This window comes from Devosia litorisediminis (assembly GCF_018334155.1).
GTDB classification, from domain to species: Bacteria; Pseudomonadota; Alphaproteobacteria; order Rhizobiales; family Devosiaceae; genus Devosia; species Devosia litorisediminis.
The window spans coordinates 2095895-2118982 of record NZ_JAGXTP010000001.1; the positions used below are offsets into that span (position 1 = coordinate 2095895).

20 protein-coding genes are annotated in these 23088 nt (G+C 61.5%); 12 read left to right on the plus strand and 8 right to left on the minus strand.

Going from position 1 to position 23088, the window contains the following annotated elements; translation table 11 throughout:
• Positions 1–146: 146 nt before the first annotated feature.
• The 7 genes from KD146_RS10030 to KD146_RS10060 all read right to left on the minus strand — a co-directional run bounded on the left by KD146_RS10030 (position 147) and on the right by KD146_RS10060 (position 6488).
• Complete coding sequence (locus KD146_RS10030) at positions 147–638, minus strand: GAF domain-containing protein (protein WP_212658531.1); 492 nt, start codon at positions 636–638, stop codon at positions 147–149.
• The gene (locus KD146_RS10035) at positions 635–2230 is read right to left on the minus strand and encodes a diguanylate cyclase (protein ID WP_212658532.1); all 1596 of its coding nucleotides are present in this window, start codon (positions 2228–2230) and stop codon (positions 635–637) included. The genes KD146_RS10030 and KD146_RS10035 overlap by 4 nt, the downstream gene beginning before the upstream one ends.
• A gap of 99 nt (positions 2231–2329) precedes the next feature.
• On the minus strand, positions 2330–3364 hold the full coding sequence (locus KD146_RS10040; protein ID WP_212658533.1) for a sulfate/molybdate ABC transporter ATP-binding protein: 1035 nt from the start codon (positions 3362–3364) through the stop codon (positions 2330–2332).
• Positions 3365–3375: 11 nt separating this feature from the next.
• Entirely contained in the window at positions 3376–4251 is an 876-nt protein-coding gene (gene cysW / locus KD146_RS10045; RefSeq protein ID WP_212658534.1) for a sulfate ABC transporter permease subunit CysW, read from the minus strand.
• A complete protein-coding gene (gene cysT, locus KD146_RS10050; RefSeq protein WP_212658535.1) occupies positions 4235–5104 on the minus strand; it encodes a sulfate ABC transporter permease subunit CysT in 870 nt (289 codons plus the stop codon). Before cysT ends, cysW begins: the two co-directional genes overlap by 17 nt.
• A gap of 217 nt (positions 5105–5321) precedes the next feature.
• Complete coding sequence (locus KD146_RS10055; RefSeq protein WP_345790777.1) at positions 5322–5813, minus strand: group III truncated hemoglobin; 492 nt, start codon at positions 5811–5813, stop codon at positions 5322–5324.
• Positions 5814–6488, minus strand: a complete 675-nt coding sequence (locus KD146_RS10060; RefSeq protein WP_249327635.1) for a helix-turn-helix transcriptional regulator — start codon at positions 6486–6488, stop codon at positions 5814–5816.
• A 92-nt stretch (positions 6489–6580) separates the two neighbouring features.
• Here KD146_RS10060 and KD146_RS10065 point away from each other — a divergent pair, with 92 nt between their 5' ends.
• The 4 genes from KD146_RS10065 to KD146_RS10080 all read left to right on the plus strand — a co-directional run bounded on the left by KD146_RS10065 (position 6581) and on the right by KD146_RS10080 (position 8579).
• Positions 6581–7183: a superoxide dismutase gene (locus KD146_RS10065; protein ID WP_212658536.1), complete on the plus strand. Its 603-nt coding sequence runs from the start codon at positions 6581–6583 to the stop codon at positions 7181–7183.
• Positions 7184–7299: 116 nt separating this feature from the next.
• Positions 7300–7638: a ferredoxin FdxA gene (gene fdxA, locus KD146_RS10070; protein ID WP_212658537.1), complete on the plus strand. Its 339-nt coding sequence runs from the start codon at positions 7300–7302 to the stop codon at positions 7636–7638.
• The gene (locus KD146_RS10075; protein ID WP_212658538.1) at positions 7635–8186 is read left to right on the plus strand and encodes a flavin reductase family protein; all 552 of its coding nucleotides are present in this window, start codon (positions 7635–7637) and stop codon (positions 8184–8186) included. The genes fdxA and KD146_RS10075 overlap by 4 nt, the downstream gene beginning before the upstream one ends.
• Before the next feature lie 99 nt (positions 8187–8285).
• Positions 8286–8579, plus strand: a complete 294-nt coding sequence (locus KD146_RS10080) for a DUF6894 family protein (protein WP_212658539.1) — start codon at positions 8286–8288, stop codon at positions 8577–8579.
• A 54-nt stretch (positions 8580–8633) separates the two neighbouring features.
• Here the strand turns inward: KD146_RS10080 and KD146_RS10085 are convergent, their stop codons facing one another.
• Positions 8634–9647, minus strand: coding sequence for a sulfate ABC transporter substrate-binding protein (locus KD146_RS10085; RefSeq protein ID WP_282558799.1), 1014 nt, complete (start codon positions 9645–9647; stop codon positions 8634–8636).
• Between the two features lie 304 nt (positions 9648–9951).
• Here KD146_RS10085 and KD146_RS10090 point away from each other — a divergent pair, with 304 nt between their 5' ends.
• The 8 genes from KD146_RS10090 to KD146_RS10125 all read left to right on the plus strand — a co-directional run bounded on the left by KD146_RS10090 (position 9952) and on the right by KD146_RS10125 (position 23087).
• A complete protein-coding gene (locus KD146_RS10090) occupies positions 9952–14631 on the plus strand; it encodes an NAD-glutamate dehydrogenase (RefSeq protein ID WP_212658540.1) in 4680 nt (1559 codons plus the stop codon).
• A gap of 112 nt (positions 14632–14743) precedes the next feature.
• Positions 14744–16810, plus strand: a complete 2067-nt coding sequence (locus tag KD146_RS10095; protein WP_345790779.1) for an ATP-dependent helicase — start codon at positions 14744–14746, stop codon at positions 16808–16810.
• Between the two features lie 173 nt (positions 16811–16983).
• Positions 16984–17931 carry a class 1 fructose-bisphosphatase gene (locus KD146_RS10100; protein ID WP_212658542.1) on the plus strand — a complete coding sequence of 316 codons (948 nt, stop codon included), beginning with the start codon at positions 16984–16986 and terminating at the stop codon, positions 17929–17931.
• A 165-nt stretch (positions 17932–18096) separates the two neighbouring features.
• Positions 18097–19368 carry an AGE family epimerase/isomerase gene (locus KD146_RS10105; RefSeq protein ID WP_212658543.1) on the plus strand — a complete coding sequence of 424 codons (1272 nt, stop codon included), beginning with the start codon at positions 18097–18099 and terminating at the stop codon, positions 19366–19368.
• A 69-nt stretch (positions 19369–19437) separates the two neighbouring features.
• Complete coding sequence (nadC, locus tag KD146_RS10110) at positions 19438–20310, plus strand: carboxylating nicotinate-nucleotide diphosphorylase (RefSeq protein ID WP_212658544.1); 873 nt, start codon at positions 19438–19440, stop codon at positions 20308–20310.
• A gap of 1 nt (position 20311) precedes the next feature.
• On the plus strand, positions 20312–21163 hold the full coding sequence (gene cysQ, locus KD146_RS10115; RefSeq protein WP_212658545.1) for a 3'(2'),5'-bisphosphate nucleotidase CysQ: 852 nt from the start codon (positions 20312–20314) through the stop codon (positions 21161–21163).
• A gap of 109 nt (positions 21164–21272) precedes the next feature.
• Positions 21273–21821, plus strand: a complete 549-nt coding sequence (locus KD146_RS10120; protein WP_212658546.1) for a PadR family transcriptional regulator — start codon at positions 21273–21275, stop codon at positions 21819–21821.
• 15 nt (positions 21822–21836) lie between these two features.
• Positions 21837–23087 carry an efflux RND transporter periplasmic adaptor subunit gene (locus tag KD146_RS10125; protein WP_212658547.1) on the plus strand — a complete coding sequence of 417 codons (1251 nt, stop codon included), beginning with the start codon at positions 21837–21839 and terminating at the stop codon, positions 23085–23087.
• Position 23088 lies beyond the last annotated feature (1 nt).

The following is a 23088-nucleotide window of genomic DNA, read 5'->3' on the forward strand; positions in this document are numbered from 1 at the left end:
TCAGACACACCCAAGGGGTGCTGAAGACGGCAGACCGGCGATACGCAATGGGCTCAACATAATTTGTATTGCAGCACCAAAAAAATTTTACTGCAAGCGCCTTCGCGGCAATTTCAGTCCTTAATGTGCGTTTTCAGAAAACGCCCCTAAAGCTGAAAATGATTACGCAAAATCAGAAAGACTGCCGTTGCCGGGACGATCAGGTCTGCGGCCCTGGCGACCGCATCGGGGCCATAGCTGCCCTCGGCATCGAGCGCGTTGATCGTACCGAGCAATTGATTGCCCGCCATGACCGGGATGCTGATCGAGGCATCGCAGCCCAGGGTGCGGATCAGTTGGAGATCCGGGAAATTGCCTTCCATCTCGGCTGCGGAGTTGATCGCCGTGATCCGGCGTTCGGTCTGCATGGCGCGGAACCAGTCATCCATGACAATGGGCTTGGTGCCCAAAAGGGCAAAGACATCTGGATGGCTGGAATAGACGCGACGGACGTGACCGGCATCCATATTGATCGCCGTGAGCGTGAACAGGCGCACGCCGATCACCGCCCGGGCGAGCTGGTGCAGGGCTGCGCCGGTTTCGGCGGGATCGTCATAGCGCGCGAGGCGCTCTTCGAAATCACGGAAATGCTGGCTCATGCGCGCAGACGTTCATCGGCGGGAATGGTGTCAGCCCAGATCACGCAATCGCGCCCGTTTGCCTTGGCCGCATAGAGGCGATTATCGGCAATCTGCATCAGCAGACCGGAGGGTTCTTCGCCCTGCCCGGTGGCCAGACCAATGCTGACGGTAACGCCGAGGCCCGCGCCAAGGTCGGACCAGTCAATCGAACTGATGGCGATGCGAATGCCCTCGCAGAAGGCCACTGCGGACTGCTCGGGCACATTGGGGAAGACCAGGGCAAATTCTTCGCCGCCCAGACGGGCCGCATGACCATGCGGGCCCAGCTGATCAACCAGTGTCCGCGCCACGCGCTGCAGCACTGCATCGCCCACGATGTGGGAGTAGCGATCATTGATGGTCTTGAAGTTGTCGAGATCGACGATGGCCGTCGAAAAGGCGGTGCCGGCAAGCCGGTTGAGGATCTGATCAAAGCTGCGGCGATTGGCAATGCAGGTGAGCGGATCGCTGAGGGCCTGATCGGCCAGTACGGCGGCGCGGTCGCGCCACAGATCTGTCTCGGAGCGAATGGACGCCACCCGGGCGCGCCGCTGGGCGGTCTCGCCGGACTGGCGCACATAGAGATTGTGGAAGCGCTTGAACTGGACCAGCGCTGCTGAGGTGTCGCCCCTGGCCTCAAGGATTTCGGCGAGCTTGGCCACGGCGTTGGTCTGGTGATCGATAAGCCTGGTAGTTTCGGCCAGCTCTACTGCCTCAGTGGCGCTGACCAATGCCTCATCGAGCCGACCGGCACGGAACAGAACATCGCCCAGCGTATAGAGATAGTGGATGCGCAGGCCGGTGCCGGGCGCGTCGTTGAGTTCAACGCACTGCGCCAGAACGTCCAGCGCCAGATCGAAGCTACCCTGCAGCGCCAGCAATTCCGCCTTGTTACCCAGGGCTGCGCGCAGGGTCCAGGCATCGCCGCTATGACGGGCCTGCTCAATTGACTCATTGGTGAATTCGATGGCCGCCTCGCGTTCGCCCATGGCGCGATCAGGTTGCCCCAGAGACCCTGCCTCCTCGGCCATCTTGGCGTGGCAGAATCCCAGATTGAGCAGGTAGTAGCCGGCAGCGCCGCCATTTTTCTGCTGGGTGGCGATAGCGACGGCCTGTTCGACCAGATTGGCGCCCAACTCGCTCTCGCGGCAGACCGTGAGCACGATGCCCTTGGCATTGAGCGCAAAGGCCTGCATGGGCGCGTCGTCGCTGGCCTGGGCAATTTCCACGGCCATGGTGGCAAGATCATAGGCTTCATCGCTGAAGCCAAGATCGAGGAAGAGGATGGATTCAACGGCCATGGCGCGGGCCATTTCAAGCCGGTTGCCCAGACGCTCCCAGAGCCATTTGGACCCCATTGCGCATTCCAGACCCTGTTCGGCATCACCGATGCGGTAGCAGCTCCAGGCCATTTCGCACAATGCGGCGGCCATGAAATCGCTGTCGCCAGCAGCCTCGGCCTGAGCATAAACCGTTCGAAACGCCGCCAAAGCCTGCTCGCCCCGCCCGGCTCGCAACAAGCGCGTGCCCCGGATAAACTCGTCAGCGATGGCAGCTCCAGGATCAGTCATGGGGCGCTCGACGTGGTAACCGTCTGTAGCTTAACCAGATTCTCTGGCGAAACTCCTAATGCCTGCAGCAAAAATCTCTGTTTATCTGAGAAATTTCGGTCAGGACGCCGCAAAGAGCTGCCAACGACGGGGCCTGAAGGCAATGCGGCTGCTCTCGATTGCGGCGTGATCAAAGGGCAAATCGATCTCGGCGTGATGACCGCCATCGAGCGCCAGTTCGACACGACGGGTGCCTCCCACCCGGCGACTGGCGGTGACCGTGCCCAGCAAGGACGGCCCGCTATCGACCAGATCAACATCATGGGGACGGAAGAACAGACGCGCATTGGCCGGAGCGTTGGCGTCGGCCGGCAGACCGATGGACTGGCCGTCAAAACGCAGTTCGCCACCTGCCGTGGTGACAGGCAGTTGGCTGGACTCCCCGATGAAACCAAAGACGAAGGGCGAACCCGGCGTGTCGTAAATGGTGTCGGGGTCGCCAACCTGTTCGATCTTGCCCTGGCTCATGACGCAGAGGCGGTCCGAGAGTTCGAGGGCTTCTTCCTGATCATGGGTGACAAAGACCGTGGTGTGACCGGTGCGATCATGCATTTCACGCAGCCATTTGCGCAGCTCGCGACGGACCTGAGCATCGAGCGCCCCAAAGGGTTCGTCGAGCAGCAACACGGCTGGCTCAATGGCCAGTGCGCGGGCCAGAGCGACGCGCTGACGCTGGCCGCCCGAAAGCTGGTTGGGGTAGCGCTTTTCAAGACCCGAGAGCTGCACCAGATCAAGCAGTTCGAGGGCGCGGCGGCGGATTTCACCGGCTGGTGGCCGGGTTGAGCGCGGCCGCACCTTGAGGCCGAAGGAGACATTTTCGAGAATGCTCATATGGCGGAACAACGCATAGTGCTGAAACACAAAGCCGATATTGCGCTGCTGAACGCTCCATTCGGAGGCATCGGTATTGCCGAAGAAGACGCGGCCGCTGGTGGGCACTTCGAGGCCGGCGATCAGGCGCAACAGCGTGGTCTTGCCCGAACCGGAAGGACCGAGCAGCGCAATCAACTCGCCCGAGACGATATCGAGCGAGACATCGTGCAGCGCCGGGAAGCGATCGAATTCCTTGCGCACATTGGTGACGCGAACATCCATGTCCAGACTTCCTATCGATGGCCGCCAGCGGCGATTTCGGCGCTGAAGCGCCATTCAAGGACCGATTTGAGCACCAAAGTGACCAGTGCCAGCAAGGCCAGCAGAGAGGCCAGGGCGAAAGCGGCGGTGGCGTTATATTCGTTGTAGAGCATTTCGACCTGCAGCGGGATGGTGGTGGTCTGGCCGCGGATCTTGCCTGACACCACCGCAACAGCACCAAATTCGCCCATAGCGCGGGCATTGCACAGCAGCACGCCATACAGCAGGCCCCATTTGATATTGGGCAGGGTAACGCGGAAGAAAGTCTGCCAACCATTGGCACCCAATGACAGCGCGGCTTCCTCGTCACCGGTACCCTGATCCTGCATGAGCGGGATCAGTTCGCGGGCCACAAAGGGAAAGGTGACGAAAATGGTGGCAAGCACAATGCCGGGCAGCGCGAACAGCACTTCGATGCCATAGCTCTTGAGAACCGGGCCGAGCACGCTCCCCGCCCCGAACAGCAGGACGAATACCAGACCGGAAATGACCGGCGATATCGAGAATGGCAGATCGATCAGAGTGATCAGAAAGGCCTTGCCGCGGAATTCAAACTTGGCGATGGCCCAGGATGCAGCGAGGCCAAACACCAGATTGAGCGGCACGGCAATGAGCGAAACCAGCGCCGTTAGGCGAATGGCGGCCTGGGCATCCTTGCTTGAGAGCGCTGCCAGGAAGGTGCCGACGCCTTTGGAAAAGGCTTCGTGAAAGACGGCATAAAGGGGCAGCAGCAGGACCAGCGCCATGAAGGCCATGGCGATGGCGATGAGCAGCCAGCGCACCGCGCGGCTTTCGCTGGTGGGGTTGGCGCGCGAGGAACGCGCAGAAAGCCTAGTGGCCATAGCCATATCTCCGCCGGCTCCAGGCCTGAATGAGGTTGATCGCAAACAGCAGGGCAAACGAGATCAGCAGCATGACTGTGGCGATCACGGTGGCGCCGACATAGTTGTATTCCTGCAGGCGGATAAAGATCAGCAGCGGGGCGATTTCCGAAACATAGGGAATATTGCCGGCAATGAAGATGACTGATCCAAACTCACCGACGCCCCGGGCAAAGGCCAGCGCGAAGCCGGTCAAAATGGCTGGAGTGAGACTGGGTAGGACAACGCGGGTGACTGTCTGGAAACGGTTGGCACCGAGGGTCGCGCTGGCCTCTTCGACCTCGTGGCTGACCTCTTCAAGAATGGGCTGGATGGTGCGCACGACAAAAGGGAGCCCGATGAAGATCATGGCGATGACAATGCCAGCGGGCGTATAGGCAATGCGCCAACCGAGCGGGGTCAGCAGCGCGCCAATGGTACCATTGGGCGCGTAGATGGCAGTCAGCGCGATACCGGCGACGGCGGTAGGCAGCGCAAAGGGCAGATCAATGACGGCGTCAAAGATTCGGCGGCCGGGGAAACGGTAGCGCACCAGCACCCAGGCGATCAGCGTGCCGAAGACGGTGTTGATCAACGCGGCGAGGATGGCCGTGACGAAGCTGACGCGTAGCGCGCCCAACACGCGCGGATCGGTGGCCGCCTGCCAGAAACCGCTGGGACCCAAGCCAGCTGAACGAATGGCCAGACCCAGCAAGGGGATAAGGATGATCAGGGAAAACCAAGTGATGGTGAAGCCGAAGGTCAGCCCAAAACCGGGGATGACACTGGGCTGTCGAAAGCGCCATTTCGGGCGTAGGGCAGTCGCAGCGACGACAGACATGGGGAGCCTCCCATCCCAAAGGACAGCTAAACTCTATAAGATCAGTAGGCATTAACAAGCAGCGCCATGGCGTTTGCGTGGCGCACCGAGAAATATTGTGCTCAGCGGGTGGGTGTTTTGGGAATGGCGGTGTTTTTGGTGGCGATGCCCTTCGGAACCTCCTCTTGAGGGGGGTAACGGCCCTTTTGATGGACGCGGCCAGTGACCTGGCCTGGGTCTAGTCCTGGGGCGGGGTCCAGAGTGGGGTCTCGCGTTCCAGCGGCGCCATGGCGGTAATGTCATTGCCGCGCCGCATGGCGATGTTCATGCGGAAGCTGTTGCCGATGCGCTCGGAGCGCTCGATGAAGAGTTGGGCAATATCGGGCGGACAGAGTTCTTCGGCCGTGCGCCGGAACAGGGCAAGCCAGCGCATGAAATGGGCATCGGAGAGTTCGGGAATGGCCATATGCTTGGGCATGGGCCGGCCGGCATAGCGACCGGTGCCCAACAGCATGGAACTCCAGAAATCGGCAATAGTGGCCAGATGGCCCGGCCAGGCCTCGGGCGCAATAATGCGATTGAACACCGGCCCAATAACAGGGTCGCGGCGAGCATCGGCGTAGAAACGGTCCACCACGGCGCGGATCATGGCTTCATCGAGACCATCAGGGGTGTCCCAGCCAACGCGCTGATGCTGGGTGCCGATGGGTGGTCGTGGATTGTCGGTCACTCAGACCTCCCGAATGGCGTAGCTGCAGCGGCGGCCGCCTGAAACAATGTGCTCATGGCGAGTGACTTCGACCTCGGGGCCCAGTACGGCGCGGAAGACATCGAGCTCGGCGCGACAAAAACCCTGACAGGCGGTGGCAGCGGCGCAGATGGGACAATGGTTTTCAAGCAGCAGAAGTGAGCCATCGGGCTCTTCGCGCCACTCGGCCATATAGCCTTCCTGCGAGCGCAACTCGGTCAAGGTCGCGACCTTGTCGCGCAGGCCGGTGCGGTCAGCCATCGCGGCCTGGTAGGCTGCGTGGGTTTCGGCCTCACGCGTGGCAATAATGGTATCCAGAGCTCCCTCCCCCAGCGAACTGCGGACGATATCGAGCAATTGCACGGTCAGGGCCGCGTGCGTATCGGGGAAGCGGGCCTGAGCAGCAGAGGTCAACGCCCAACGCTGGGTAGGGCGACCGACGCCACTGGCCTGGCTGGTGGCTGCCACCAGCCCCTCGTCGGCAAGCCGCGCCAATTGCTGGCGGGCGGCTTCGCCGGTCGTGCCCAAAATCTTGCCAATCGCGGCAGCCGACATGGCGCCATGCATCTTGAGCGCCATCAGCACACGTTCGGCGGGATTGCGCGGCGACCAGCCAAGATTGTCCGGCGCCGGGTTTTCCAAGGACTGACTTGACATATCTGGCTCAAAGGTTTTCAAAGTCATGACTTGGAAATTAAACCGCATGACGCTGAAACGCAAGTGCGTCCCGCCAACACCAGGAGACTGTCATGGCCTTTGAACTCCCCGCCCTGCCCTATGCCCATTCCGCTCTCGCCGACCGCGGCATGAGTCAGGAAACGCTGGAACTGCACCACGACAAGCATCACCAAGCCTATGTGACGGCGCTGAACGGCCTGGTGGACAAGAACGCCGATCTGCAGGGAAAATCGCTCGAAGAGATCATCACCCTCGCCAAGGACAAGGCCGATCTGGCGCCGGTGTTCAACAATGCCGGACAGCACTGGAACCACATCCATTTCTGGAATGCGCTGTCACCCAAGGGTGGCCAGCTTGGTGGCCGGCTTGAAGCCAAGATCATCGACGATTTCGGTTCGGTCGCCGCGTTCAAGGACGCCTTCAAGTCTGCTGCGACGACACAGTTCGGATCGGGCTGGGCCTGGCTGGTGCTGGGTACGGACGGAAAGCTGAAAGCCACCAAGACCGCCAATGGCAGCAATCCGCTGGCGACGGGCGAAGGCAAGCCACTGCTGGGGCTCGATGTGTGGGAACACAGCTACTACCTCGACTTCCGCAACCGCCGACCGGACTATGTCAGCAACTTCCTCGACACGCTGGCCAATTATGAATTTGCCGAAGCCAATCTGGGCTAAGGCCTGATGCGTAACAATTGCGGTGTCATACTGGTTGGGGAGGCTCTTCGGCACATCGCGGAGCGGGCCCAGGCTGCCGGGCGGAATGACACCGCGTTGGCGGGACGGTGCCGGCCATGACCTATGTGGTGACGGAAGACTGCATAGCCTGCAAGCATATGGATTGCGTGGCGGTGTGCCCGGTTGATTGCTTTTACGAAGGCGAAAACATGCTGGTCATCAACCCGGACGAATGCATAGATTGTGGGGTATGTGAGCCCGAATGTCCGATCGAGGCCATCAAGCCGGATATGGAACCGGGCCTGGCACCGTGGATTGAACATAACAGGCAATATGCGCGGCTTTGGCCGAACATCACTGAAGTGGGCGTGCCGCCGGCAAATGCCGAGGCCATGGCGGGCCAGCCCAACAAACTCCGCGACCTGTTCTCGGAACAGCCCGGAGAAGGATCATGACGACACTGATGGCCGATTTTGAACTCCCCGATACCATGAAGCTGCGCCCGCCCCGCAATCCGGTGGTCGGCAATGCCGAATTCCGCTCGGCAATGGCCGCAATGGCCTCCACCGTCAGCGTGGTGACGGCACGTCGCGGCGATGAGCAGATCGGCCGCACCGTGACTTCAATGATGTCGCTGGCGATAAACCCGCCGACCATTCTGATTTCCATCGATATTATGAGCCGGCTGGCTGACATCATTGCCAAGACCAACGGGTTTTCCCTGGCGATGCTGGCCGATGACCAGCAAGAGGTCGGTAATGCCTTTGCCGGCGGGATGGAGCCGGAGCATCGCTTCGGTGTGGGCGAGTGGTCGCGCTGGCCATCGGGGCACCCAATGCTGCTCGGGGCAGTCACGGCAGTGGATTGCGATGTGGTTGGCGCCATCGAGACGGGCACCCATGTGCTGTTTGCCGGAGCGATTATCGAAGTGGAAACAACGACCAGTCGTTCCCCCCTGATCTGGCAACGGCACCACTACCAGACGCTGGGTGGGCTCGACTGAGCGCCGGCATGATGGCAAGCTGGGCGCAACGATTTGGCGAGGCGGCGGTTATTTCTTGCGCTGCTTTGAACTCAACCCACTCCCCAAAGGGAGACGCGCTTGCCCAGATACTACTTCCACTACCGCACCGATGACGAGTTGATCCGCGACGATGACGGCAGTGAGTTGCCAGATCTGGAAGCGGCGGAACACAATGCAGCGGCATTGGCCAAGGCGATTGTCGAACAGGCTGCCAGCACCGGGGGCGATACCCGCCTACCACGATCGATCGAGATCACTGACGCAGAAGGTGAAGAGCTGCTTTATCTGGTGTTCTGGGCCGGCCCCAAACTAGGCTCAGACGATGATCCAGACGAGGACGCACCGGCGCCGCCAAGCAGTACGGTCCACTAGTCCCCAGGCAATGGTTGAGGAAGACGTCGTGGTGGGAATGCCGGCGGCCAAAAGTCAGTTGGCGTAGATCTGATCAAAGATACCGCCATCGCCGAAGAAGCGGGCCTGCGCATCGCGCCAGCCGCCAAATTCTTCAATGGTCACAAGGTTGAGTTCAGCGAAGCGCGCGAGATCTTCGGGGGCTGCAAACTCGGGCTGCGACGGACGGAAATAGTGTTTTGCAGCAATGGATTGACCGACGTCTGAGTAGAGATAGTCGAGATAGCCCTGTGCCAGATCCCGGGTGCCGTTCGTATCAACATTGACGTCAACCAAAGCAATAGGCGGTTCGGCCAGGATCGAGACCGAAGGGGTCACGATATCGAAGGCGTCGGGTCCCAGTTCTTCAAGGGCAAGCCAAGCTTCGTTTTCCCAGGCCAACAGCACATCGCCAATGCCGCGCTGCACGAATGTGGTGGTGGCCCCCCGCGCGCCGGTATCGAGCACCGGAACGTGGCGATAGAGCTGACTGACGAATTCCTGCGCCGTGGCGTCGCTGCCATCTGGCTGCGCCTTGGCCCATGCCCAAGCAGCCAGCAGGTTCCACCGTGCCCCGCCCGATGTCTTGGGATTGGGGGTGATCACTTCAACGCCTTCAGCAATCAGATCGCCCCAGTCGACGATGGCCTTGGGGTTACCCTTGCGGACGAGAAAGACGATGGTCGAGGTATAGGGTGCACTATTGTTGGCGAAGCGGCCACGCCAGTCGGCATTGATCAGGCCAGCATCGGCAATGGCGTTGATGTCGCTATCGAGCGCCAGGGTGACCACGTCTGCATTGAGACCATCGATGACCGAGCGGGCCTGTGCGCCCGAGCCACCATGTGTGACCTGAACGGCGACGGTCTCACCGGTGGCCTGCTGCCAGTGGTCGACGAAGGCCGCGTCGAAATCGGCATAGAACTCACGTGTGGGATCATAACTGACATTGGTCAGGGTCCGATCCTGAGCGTGGCTGGTGACGGAAAAGACCAGCACAAGCGAGGCAATCAGAGCAGCATAAGCAAGAATTCTGGACATGTAGGTCATTTGTGGTCTCCCAGGAGATCGCCTGATAAAAGACTACCACATTGGTGGGGTATTACAAGGTAAAGCGCCGCCACCGAAACGCCGCAATAGAAATGCTTTGCCTCGAACGCCGCCAAATCGGGAAAAAGCTCGCCAGAAGCCTACCAAAATGCGGAGCTGCGCAATGCCATTCCAGAACCTTACCGAGGTCCTAATTTTGGCGTCGCGTCATCTGCGCATCTTTGTGGGCTGATATTGGCAAAAGGGATGGCAGACAGAGCCGCATGTGATCCCTAGACTGGCAAGGCGAGCTGAGGAGTCGAAGATGAATTTGGTACAAGCGAACCGTCCTGCCCTGCTGGAGCGTGCGGCAGCCCTGGCAAGCGAAGACGCGGGGTTCGCCGAATTCCTGCGTTCGGCCGTTCTGGCGACCGATACCGAGGATCTGGCGCGACAGGCTCCTGATCGGTTCGAAGCGATCCTGCGCCAATCCTATGCGCATCTGAAAGCCTATAGCGGTACGGGCAGCAAGCTGAGCGTGACCGCGCCGACCCAGCCCGGCGAACCGCTGGTGCTTGATATCGTATCGCCCGACATGCCCTTCATCGTCGACAGCGCGCTGGCCGCGCTACGCGCCGCAGGCGGCACGGTGCGGCTGTTTGCGCACCCGGTGGTTCGTGAACCCAGTGGGCGGGCGCTCAGCGTGCTGCATATTCACAGCGATCCCGTCAGTGATCTGGACGCCATGGTGAGCGAGATCGACTCCACCATGGCCGAGGTTGGCCAGGCAGTGCGGGACTGGCAGCCCATGCTGGAGCGCCTGCGCAAGGCGATCAGCGCGCTGAGCGAACAGAAGTCGAGTCTGGCCGATGAACCCCTGCGGTTTCTCGACTGGCTGATCGAGCACAACTTCACTTTTTTGGGGATGCGCGACTACCGCATCGATGGCGAGACGCTGGCGCCGGTCGCCAAGAGCGGGCTGGGCATTCTGACCGACGGTGAGGTCAAGGTGCTGCGCAGTGGCCCGACTTTTGTTGAATCCACGCCACAGCACGCCGCCTTCATTGCCTCGAACGAACCGCTGCTGGTGACCAAGGCCAATGTGCGGGCGCGGGTGCATCGCCGCCAGCACATGGATTATGTGGGCATCAAGATCTATGACGGCGGCGGCAAAGCCGTTGGCGAGTTGCGCATTGTGGGGCTGTTCACATCGCAGGCGCAGGCCACGCCGCACACCGAAGTGCCGATCATCCGGCGCAAGATTGCCGAGGTGATGCGCAAGTCGGGCGTTGATCCGATCGGGCATGACGGCCGGGCGCTGCTGAGCGCGCTGGACAGCTATCCGCGCGACGAACTTTTCCAGATCGGCGGCGAGCAGCTGTTTGAATTCTCCACCGCGATTGCCGGCCTGTATGACCGCCCGCGGGTGCGGGTACTGCCGCGTATCGACCGGTTCGACAATTTTGTCTCGGTGCTCGTTTATGTGCCACGCGACCGCTATGACGGCGCGGCTCGGGCGCGGATCACCCAGTATCTGGCCGAAGTCTATGATGGCCGGGTGTCAGCATTCTATCCACATTTCCCCGAAGGCGAACTGGTACGGGTGCATGTGATCATCGGCCGAATTGCGGGAAAAACCCCGCAGCCGAGCCGTGCAGAACTTGAAGCCAATGTTGACGCATTGACGAGCAATTTCGGCGACATTCTGATGGCCACGGCGACCGATCCGGCGGTGATGAGTGATTATCGCACGGCGTTCTCCGCAGCCTATCAATCGCGCAATTCCGCCGAGGATGCGCATGTCGATGTCGGGGTTCTGCATGAACTGGGCGAGAGCGCCCGAGTGGCCATCCGGCTGCGCAGCCGAGACGGCGCCGACGGCGCCCTCGGGCTGAAATTCTACCACCGCGAGCACGCCATTCCACTGAGTGACCGCGTGCCGATGATCGAAGCCTTCGGGTTCCGGGTGATCGACGAGCGCACCTATACGGTGACGCCACGGGACGGTGTGGAGCGCTATATCCATGACATGGTGCTGGCGCCCAGTGATGGCGTTGTGCTGGACCTTGATATGCGCGGACCAGCCGTCGAGGCCGGGCTGCTGGCTGTGTGGGACGGGCTGGGGGAGAGTGATCAGCTCAATACGCTGGTGACCCGCACGGCGCTGGGCTGGAACGATGCAGCCCTGCTGCGGGCATTGTCGCGCTATCTGCGGCAGATCGGGATTTCCTATTCGCAGCGCTATATCGCGCAGGTGCTGGTAAACCAGTCGGGCGCTGCTGAAGCGCTGGTGGGGCTGTTCAACGCGCTGCACGACCCTGACGAAACCAATCGGGACGCCAAGGCGGATGGGGCGCGCAAACAGATTGCGGCCGCACTCGATGCAATGGCCTCACTGGACGAAGACACCATCATCCGGCGCTTCCTCAATCTGATGGAAGCGGCGATCCGCACCAATGCGTTTCAGCGCGACCCGGAAGGCAATCGCATGCCGGCGCTGGCGATCAAGTTCGACAGCAGCATGGTCGAGGGCATGGTCGCGCCCCGTCCCTACCGCGAGATCTCGGTCTATTCGCCGCGGGTGGAAGGCATCCATATGCGCTTTGGAGCGATTGCGCGCGGCGGGCTGCGCTGGTCGGACCGGCCCGAGGATTTCCGCACCGAGGTGCTGGGGCTGGTCAAGGCACAGCAGGTCAAGAATGCGGTGATCGTGCCGGTCGGTGCCAAGGGGGGATTTGTGCCCAAGCGCCTAGTGGCCGGTATGCCGCGCGAGGCGTTTCAGGCTGAGGGCATTGCCAGCTACAAGATATTTATCGGCGCGCTGCTCGATGTGACCGACAATCTGGTCGATGGTGCAGTGGTGCCGCCCCGCGCCGTGGTGCGACGTGATGGTGACGATCCTTATCTGGTGGTCGCTGCCGACAAGGGTACAGCAAGTTTTTCGGACACGGCAAACGGGATCGCCATCAGCCGGGGATACTGGCTGGGCGACGCCTTCGCCTCGGGCGGCTCTGCGGGCTATGACCACAAAAAGATGGGCATTACGGCACGCGGCGGCTGGGAAGCTGTGAAGCGTCACTTCCGCGAGATGGACCGCGATATCCAGCGCGAGCAGTTCACCGCTGTTGGCGTGGGCGATATGAGCGGGGACGTGTTCGGTAACGGCATGCTGCTGAGTGCGCAGACGCGGCTGGTGGCCGCGTTTGACCACCGCGATATTTTCATCGACCCCAATCCTGATGCAGCCAAGAGCCTGGCAGAACGGCACCGCCTGTTTGCCCTGCCCCGTTCAAGCTGGCAGGACTATGACAAGGCGTTGATCTCAAGCGGCGGCGGGATTTTCTCGCGCAGCATGAAGTCGGTGCCGCTGTCGGCCGAGATCAAGACGCTGCTCGGCATCACGGCCAATCACGCCACGCCCAATGAGGTGATCACCGCAATCCTGAAGGCCGATGTGGACCTGCTGTGGTTCGGCGGCATCGGCACCTATGTGCGCTCTGGCCTGGAAAGCAATGCAGAGGTGGGCGACCGGGCCAATGATGCCATCCGCATTACCGGTGGCGAGGTGCGGGCCAAGGTGATCGGCGAAGGCGCCAATCTGGGCGCCACGCAACGCGGACGCATCGAGTATGCGCTCAAGGGCGGGCGGATCAATACCGACGCCATCGACAATTCGGCCGGCGTGAACTCGAGCGATCTGGAGGTCAATATCAAGATCGCCGTCGCGCCCCTGCTGGCATCTGGCACCCTTGGCATCGAAGCGCGCAATGCGTTCCTCGTGACCATGACCGATGAGGTCGCAGCGCTGTGCCTGCGCAATAACTACCTGCAGGGGCTGGCGATCTCGTTGGCAGAACGTGCCGGACTGGCGGAACTGCCGGACCACCGCGAACTGATCGAACGGCTGGAAGACCGTGGACTGCTCGATCGCGCCGTAGAGTTTCTGCCCAGTGATACAGTGCTGGAAAACCGGGTGGCGGCAGGCACGGCACTGGTGCGGCCCGAACTGGCGGTGATCCTGGCCTATGCCAAGCTGACGCTATACGCGGATTTGCTGGACGGTCGCTCGATCGACAATGACTATCTGGCGGGTGAGCTCTATCGCTACTTCCCGGGCACGCTGCGCAGCACCTATCCCGAGGCTGTGGCCGGACATCGGCTGAAACGCGAAGTGATCGCGACAGTGCTGGCCAATGCGATGATCAATCGCGGCGGACCGGCATTTGTGACCGATCTGACTGCGGCAACCAGCGCCAGCCCCGGCGAGACAGCGCTGGCCTATGCGGCGGCGCGTGATGTCTATGGACTGAGCGCGCTGAACACCGCGATTGATGCGCTCGACACGTTGATCGACGGCGATGTGCAGTTGGCGCTCTATGCTGAAGTGATGGCGCTGCTACGGCAGGAGAGCCTGTGGTTCCTGCGCAATGCCGATGTGACGCAGGGTCTGTCCGATCTGGTACAGCGTCATGCCGCCGGTGTTGCTGCGCTGCGCGACCTGAAGGGGACGGATCTGCCTGCCTCACTGGCGCAGGACGTGGCGGAGATGGCGCAATCGCTCAAGGACAAGGGCGTGCCCGAAACCACTGCGCAGCAGATCGCCGAACTGCCTGTGATCGGCTATGCCAGCGACATCGTGCTGGTTAGCGAACGCGCGGGCGTGTCGCTGGCTGATGGGGCAACCGCGTTCTTCGGGGTGTTCACGACATTCCGGCTGTGGCCGGTGATCGCGCAGAGCCGTGCATTGTTGCTCAACGACCGGTTTGACCGCATGGCACTGGACCGTGCGCTGGCCAATCTGATGCGGGCGCAGCGCGACTTGACCGCTGACGTGCTCAAGACCGAAGGAAAATCGGTGGATGCCAAGCTGGTGAACTGGCAGGTGCGGCGCAAGGCGGGCATTGAACGCACCGCCGCAGCCGTGGCCGAGCTGACCCAGGGCAAGTTGACCGTGTCACGGCTATCCGTCGCCGCGGGTCTGATGGCCGATCTGGCGCAGGAATAGAAGACCATCATGTCCGGCGGCCCTTGGGGTCGCCGGAGCAATGGCGTCAGATGGCATTGCGAACAAAACAAGAAACGTGTTCCCTGAGAACTTCTCTGGAGGATGCCGATTCGTGCTTGCCAGCCCTACCTATCTTGACGCCCTGAACCCCGAACAACGTCGCGCCGTCGTGCATGGCACCGGGGAAGCCGCGCCGGGGCCATTGCTGGTGATTGCCGGGGCGGGATCGGGCAAGACCAATACGCTGGCGCATCGGGTGGCGCATTTGATCGTCAATGGTGCCGATCCTCGCCGTATCCTGCTGATGACGTTTTCACGACGCGCCGCCAGCGAGATGAGCAGGCGGGTGGAGCGGATCGCGGCGCAGGTGCTGGGCACGAGCGCAGGCGCGGTGACCGATGCCCTGGCATGGGCGGGAACATTTCATGGCATTGGCGCGCGGCTGCTGCGCGAGCATGCCACCCAGATCGGGCTGGATACGGCCTTCACCATCCATGACCGCGAAGACTCGGCGGATCTGATGAATCTGGTGCGGCACGAGTTGGGGTTTTCCGAGGCCAAGAGCCGGTTTCCTACCAAAGGCACCTGCCTGTCTATCTATTCTCGCGTGGTCAATGCGCAGGATGATCTGGACGCGGTGCTCAAGACGACCTTCCCGTGGTGCGCGATGTGGAGCAAGGAATTGCGCGCGCTGTTCAGCGGCTATGTGGCTGCCAAACAGAGCCAGAACGTGCTCGATTACGACGATCTGCTGCTGTACTGGGCCGGCATGATGGCTGAATCGGCAATGGCGGCCGAGGTTGCCGCGCGGTTCGACCATGTCCTGGTGGACGAATATCAGGACACCAACAAGCTGCAGTCCTCGATCCTGCTGGCGCTCAAGCCGCAGGGGCATGGACTGACCGTGGTGGGCGACGATGCGCAGTCGATCTATTCGTTCCGGGCGGCGACGGTGCGCAATATTCTCGATTTCCCGTCGGCCTTCAGCCCGGCAGCCGATATCGTGACGCTGGACCGCAATTACCGCTCGACACAGCCCATTCTGGGCGCTGCCAATGCGGTCATCGAGCAGGCTAGCGAGCGTTTTACCAAGAATTTGTGGACGGAACGCCAGTCTGACGCCAAGCCGCTATTGGTGACGGTACGCGATGAGGCCGATCAGGCCCGCTATGTGGTGCACAAGGTGCTCGAAGCACGCGAGAGTGGCATGGCGCTGAAAAGCCAGGCCGTGCTGTTTCGGACCTCAAGCCATTCGGGGCCGCTGGAGATCGAACTGACCCGGCAGAACATCCCCTTCGTCAAATTCGGGGGGCTGAAATTCCTCGACGCGGCCCACATCAAGGATCTGTTGTCGATCCTGCGCTGGTCTGAAAATCCACGCGACAGGGTGGCCGGTTTCCGCGTGCTGCAATTGCTGCCCGGTGTGGGACCGGGCACTGCAGGAAAGGTGCTTGACGCCATGGCGACCGGACCGGACCCGATCTGGGCGCTGGGCGAGATCCCTACGCCGCCCCGCGCCGGCGAGGGCTGGGCGGGGATGGTCGAGCTGATGCGGCGTCTGGCAAAGGAGGAAGCTGGCTGGCCCGCCGAGCTGGGCTATGCGCGGCTATGGTATGAACCGCTGCTGGAACAGGCTTTTGACGACGCCATGGTGCGCGTGCAGGACATTGTGCAGCTCGAGCAGATTGCTGGCGGCTATCCCAGCCGCGAAAGGTTCCTGACCGAGCTGACGCTGGACCCGCCCGATGCAACCAGCGACCAGTCGGGCGTGCCGCTGCTCGATGAAGACTATCTGATCCTGTCCACCATCCATTCCGCCAAGGGGCAGGAGTGGAAGTCAGTGCATGTGCTCAATGTGGTTGATGGCTGCATCCCCTCGGATCTGGGAACCGGATCAACCCATGAACTCGAAGAAGAGCGGCGGCTGCTGTATGTGGCGATGACGCGGGCGCGAGATGATCTGAACCTGATCGTGCCGCAGCGGTTTTTCGTGACGCAACAGGCCAAGCATGGCGACCGGCATCTTTATGCGCAGCGGACGCGTTTCATTCCACGCGCCATGACAGACCTGTTCGAGGATATCTTGTGGCCGCCAGTCACGCCGGCCCATATCGAGGGGCTGTCGCCTGCGCCGGTGCGGATGGACATTTCCGCGCAGATGCGAGGCATGTGGAAATAGGGATTGGGGCCAATGAGCAGCTAGCGCATGTAGCCCCCCACATGGCCTCTCCCGTCAGGGGGAGGTATCGCTCCACTCGAGAGGTGGACCAGGCAACCCTATGCCAAAGTCGGATTGTATCTGGACGCGGCATGGGGACATTGAAGGCCCCTGCCCCAAAACCAGAGCCGCACATGACCACCCTTTCCAACTGGCTAGCCGCCCAGAGTGTTGACGCCAAGCTGGCTTCGGTGATGACCACCATGGCCGCCGCGAGTGCGGAGATTGCGGCTGTGCTACGGCAATCGGCGATTAGCGGGCAGACCGGGCTGGCCGGGCACACCAATGTGCAGGGCGAGGACCAGAAGGCGCTCGACGTGATCTCAAACGATATTGTTTTGAATCACATACGGCAAAATCCGGAGATTTCGATTCTGGTGTCCGAGGAACTGGATGAGCCGGTTCATATCGAGAATCAGGGCACCTATCTGGTGGCAACAGATCCACTGGATGGCTCATCAAACCTGGACGTAAATGTCACCGTAGGAACGATTTTTTCGATCCTGGATGCCCGCAAGGGTCTGCTGCAGCCCGGCTCGGCGCAGTTGGGCGCGGGTTATGCCGCCTATGGACCGGCCACGAGCTTTGTCATCACTTTCGGGCCGTCAGCAGCGGTGTTTACACTCAACGATGACGGCGTGTTCGTGTTGACCACCGAAAAGCTCGCCGTGCCCAAGGCGTCAGCGGAATACGCGATCAACACTGCGCGCGAGCGGCTGTGGGATGACGCAACCAAGGGCTATGTCGCCGAGAATGTGGCGGGGGAGACCGGGCCTGCCGGCAAGCGCTACAATATGCGCTGGATCGGATCGATGGTGGCCGATGTGCATCGTATCCTGATGCGGGGCGGGATTTTTCTTTATCCGCTGGACAGCGAGAACGCTGCCAAAGGCGGCCGGTTGCGGCTGCTCTATGAGGGCAATCCGATGGCGATGCTGGTGGCCGCAGCGGGCGGCGCATCGACGACCGGGCAGCAGAGTGTGCTCGATGTAGTACCGACCGATATTCACCAGCGGGTGCCGGTGGTGCTGGGCTCGGCTGACGAGGTAGCCCGCGTGGTTGCCTGGTACGCCCAGGCGTAGACGTTCCTTTGTAAGCCGCCCTTCTGGCCTGCTGCTGATTGCCGGAGGAAGAGTTTGCTGCAGCCCGCGAAATTGCGCGGGCAGAAATTGCAACGTTCTTATTGGAGCGCTATAGCTCGGGCAGATTGAGGTGCCGGCGCCCTACGCTGCCGGCCGGGAGCCACTATGACCGACGCGAACACCACCTTGCCCAAAACCAATTCCAGCCCGTGGACCAGCCGGCCGTTTCATCGGCAATATCTGATGCGGCAGGCCAATAATCTGTTCGATTTCTTCGAAGCACCGTCGCTGAATCCCAAGGGCGGGTTCTTTGAGCTGGATGATGAGGGCAAGGCGCTGAGCGCGGCCAATTCAACGCGGCAGGTGCATGGCACCACGCGCATGGTGCACAGCTTCGCCATTGGCAGTCTGATCGGTCGGCCTGGCTCGGGCGAAATGGTCGATCACGGCATGGACTATATCTGGAACAAGCATCGCGACGCCAAACATGGTGGCTATGTGTGGGGCCTGGACGACAATGGCGTCACCGATGGAACCAAGCAGGCCTACGGGCATGCCTTCGTGATGCTGGCAGCATCGAGCGCCAAGCTGGTGGGGCATCCACTGGCTGACAAGATGCTGGCCGATGTCACCGAGGTGATCGAGCGCCGGTTCTGGGACGAGAAAGTGGGCGCAGTGCGCGAGGAATTCGCCAATGACTGGTCGCAGATCACGACCTATCGCGGGCAGAACTCGAACATGCACCTGACCGAGGCGCTGATGGCAGCCTATGAGGCCACCGGCGAAAAGGCTTATCTGACCAAGGCCGAACGGATCGCCGAATTGATCATCGCCAAGCATGCCGTGCCGCTGGGGCATCGGGTGGCGGAGCATTTCGACGAGAACTGGGTGCTCGACAAGCAATATCTGGGCTCGGAAATGTTCCGTCCCTCGGGTGTAACGCCGGGACACGCGTTGGAATGGGCGCGGCTGCTGATGCAGCTGTGGATTCTGGGCGACAAGCGACTGAGCTGGATGACCGATGCAGCGCGCAATCTTTTCCGTCAGGCGATCGAGTTGGGTTGGGATACCCAGCACGGCGGGTTCTTTTATACGCTGGACTGGGACAACAAGCCGATCATGCGCGAAAAGCTGTGGTGGCCTGTGGCCGAGGCGATTGGCGCGGCAGCGTTTCTGAGCGCCTATGACCGCGATGACTATTTCCAGATCTGGTATCGCAAGCTGTGGGACCATGCCGAGAACCATGTGATCGATCATGCGCGGGGCGGCTGGCTGAGCGAGTTGACCGAGGACCTCAAGCCAACATCGCGCCTGTTTACCGGCAAGCCTGACATCTACCATGCGCTGCAGGCGTGCCTGATCCCGCTCTACCCCGCTACGGGTAGCCTGACAGCGGCAATCATCGAGGCCGAGCACACCGTCAAGCAGCACCACTAGCAGGCGCTGCTGGTTGCATCGGGCGGTGGTGGCGCGTACATCACCGCTCGAAGCCGAGAGACCCGTGCCATGTCCCGTTCTGACCGCCTGCCCGCCCAATTGCCCCGCCTGTTGGTGGAGCGCGCCGTTGCCGCTGCGCTGGAAGAAGATCTGGGGCTGGCAGGCGATCTGACCAGCCAGGCAACACTGGCTCCTCATGCCACGGCTAGTGCGAGCCTGTCGGCGCGCGAGGCGGGGGTGATCGCCGGGCTGGATCTGGCAGCGGCCGCGTTCCGGCTGGTCGGCGACGGGGTGGTGTTTACACCCGCGCTGGCTGATGGCGACACGGTGGCGGTTGGCGGCGTTGTTGCCACGGTGACCGGCCCTGCCCGACTGGTGATGTCTGCGGAGCGTGTGGCGCTGAACTTCCTCAATCACATGAGTGGCATTGCCACGCTGACGCGGACCTATGCGGATGCGGTCGCCGGCACTGGCGCGCAGGTTTGCGACACACGCAAGACGACGCCGGGGCTGCGGGCCTTCGAAAAATATGCGGTGCGCTGCGGCGGCGGGGCCAATCACCGCTATGCACTCGATGATGCGATTTTGATCAAGGACAATCACATTGCCGTCGCAGGCAGCGTAACAGCGGCCTATCAGGCGGCGGAGGCCTTTGCCGGGCATCTGGTGGCTATCGAGATTGAAGTTCAGGATCTGGCCGAGCTGGAAGAAGCACTGGCGGCGGGCGCCCGCGTGGTGCTGCTCGACAATATGGACAACGAGATGCTGCGGCAGGCCGTGGCAATCAATGCGGGTCGCGCCAGACTGGAAGCCTCGGGTGGTGTGAAGCTGGACCGGGTCCGCTCGATCGGCGAGACCGGGGTGGACTATATTTCGACCAGCCAGATCACCATGGCCGCGCAGCCACTCGATCTGGGCCTTGATGTGACGATCGGCGTCTGAGATGACCGCAGGCTTGCAGGCGCCGACCAATGCGGCGCTGACGGCGCTGGTGCTGGAAGCCGCCATTGCGGCTGCCAAAGTCATCATGGAGGTCTATGGTCGCCCGATCATCGCTATCGACAAGTCGGACGGCTCGCCGGTAACGCAGGCTGATGCAGCTGCGGAAGCCATAATCCTGGATCACCTCAAGTCCACCGGCATTCCGGTGCTGGGCGAGGAGAGCGTTGCCGCTGGGATTATCCCGGAACTGGGCGCGCGCTATTTCGTGGTCGATCCACTCGATGGCACCAAGGAATTCATCAAGCGCAATGGCGAGTTCACCGTGAATATCGCTCTGGTCGAACATGGCTTTCCGGTAATGGGCGTGGTGCTGGCACCGGTGACCGGCGAAACGTTCGTGGGCGACGCCACCGGCGCCTATTCGTGCAACACGCGTTCCGGCGCCGCCATCGACAAGCATGTGGTAACTGTTTCGTCAGATACCCCGCTGCGCATTGTGGCCAGCCGATCGCACGGCCACGCCGCGCTGGCGACGCTATGCGAAACGCTGGCGGTGGATTCGGATGTTTCGGTGGGCTCGTCCCTGAAATTCTGCCTGCTGGCGCGCGGCGACGCCCAGCTCTATCCGCGATTTACCCCGACATGTGAGTGGGATACGGCTGCCGGGCAAGCGGTTCTGGAAGCTGCGGGCGGGACCGTCGTGACGCTGGACGGGAAGCGCCTGGGATATGGCAAAGGGACCTCTGGCTTTCTCAATCCCTACTTCGTGGCCGCTGCCAACCGAGGGCTGGCACAACGCGCTGCTGCAGAAATGAGCAGAATTCTGGGCCAGTTCGCCAGCCATGCAACATAGTCTTAACTGATCTGGCCGTTCTACTACCCCGTACAACTTGCACGATTCATGTTGGGCATATACACACCCAGCATATATCAACCCGGCATATGCCCGTGGAGCTTCGTGCATGAACGTCAGAACGCTTTGCCTGTCCATCCTCTTTGAAGGGGAAGCCACCGGATATGAGATCCGGCGTCTTTGCGTGGAAGGCGAATGCTCCTACTTCATCGAAGCGAGCTTTGGTTCGATCTACCCGGCGCTGGCGCGGCTGGAAGAAAACGGCTTCGTGGTGAGCCGCACCGAGCAACAGGACGGCAAGCCGGCCAAAAAAGTCTATTCGATCACCGAAGCTGGTCGCACCGAGTTCAGGCAGCAACTGGCGGAGCCATTGGGCGAGGACGTTTTCCGCAGCCCATTTCTGCTGTTCGCCCGCTATGCGCATATTTTGCCGCGTGGACTGGTCGAAGCGCGGGTTACAGAATATCTGCGCCGCGCCACAGAAGACCGCAAGAAACTCGAAGAAATCCGATCCGAGCGCAGCTGCAATGCAGCTGAGTCATGGGTCATGGAGTACGGACGTGCAATGATGGAGGTTGCCGAACGGCACACCCGCACCCATATGCACGAACTGATCACAATGGCGCGAGCCGAGCCAGAAAAAGACGCGGCAGAATAAAGGGGCGAATTCTCGATGCGTGCATTATTTTCCTACGGTATTGCGTTTCTTATACTGATCCTGGCTGGCGCCTGGTTGGCGACGGGGACTCTGGTCATGGGCGGCAATGGCCCCGGCGAGGGCGAGCGTCCGATCGTTTCAGTGCTTGAGGGCGAAGACCACGGTCCGATCGCCACGCAGCTTGCTGAAGCCGGCGTGCTGGCTGATCACGAAAAAGACGACAGCATTGATCCAACGCTGACGATTGCCCAGCGAAACGAGGCCGAAAATGGCGCTTCTACCGGGCTGCAGTCGGTTCGCACCACGACGTATGTGGCTCAGCCCTACGCAATTGAAGTGTCGCTGCGCGGCCGCACTGAAGCCAAAGCTTCGGTTGGCGCGGTGGCCGAGACTTCGGGCATCATCGATACGGTCCATGTGACAAAGGGTCAGGAAGTCGCAATCGGCGACCTGCTGTGCACGCTTGATCAGGGCACACGCGCTGCAGCAGTGGCCCAGGCCAAGGCGGGTCTGGCGCAGGCAGAAGCCTCGCTGAGCCAGGCACAGGCCGATTTCGACACCAATGCCGAGCTCCGCAGCAAGGGCCTGGCATCGGCCAATAGCGCCCGCGGTGTGGAAGTGGCACTGGCTGCCGCCCAGGCAGGCGTTACGTCGGCTGAAGCCAATGTAGAAAACGCCGAGGCCGAGTTCGACCGCACGGAAATCAAGGCCAAGGTCGCCGGCATTGTCCAGGCACCACTGGCCGTGGCCGGCGCCATGCTGCCTCAAGGTCAGCCCTGCGCGACCATCGTTCAGCTCGACCCCATGCTGTTCATCGGTCAGGTTCCCGAAGCCCGCGTCGGGCTTGCCAAGCTTGGCCTGGATGCGGTTATCACCACGGTGACCGGACAGGAAGTCAAGGGCAAGGTGACGTTCATCGCCGCAACGGCCGACCCCGCAACCCGGTCGTTCCCAGCCGAAATTGAACTGCCAAATCCCGATGGCTCGATCCGCGACGGCATTACGGCCACAGCCGTGGTCAATATGGGCGTGGCGCCCGCACACCTGATCCCGCAGTCTTCACTGACCCTGGATGCAGATGGCGTGTTGGGCGTATCCACGGTTGAGGATGGCGCTGTCAAATTCGTGCCTATCGAGATCGCCAGTGACACCCGCGATGGCGTGTGGGTGCTGGGCCTGCCAGTTGCGGTCGATGTTATCGTGATCGGCCAAGAGTACGTCACCGACGGTCAGGCCGTCGACGCTACCAACGTAACAGCGAGCTAGA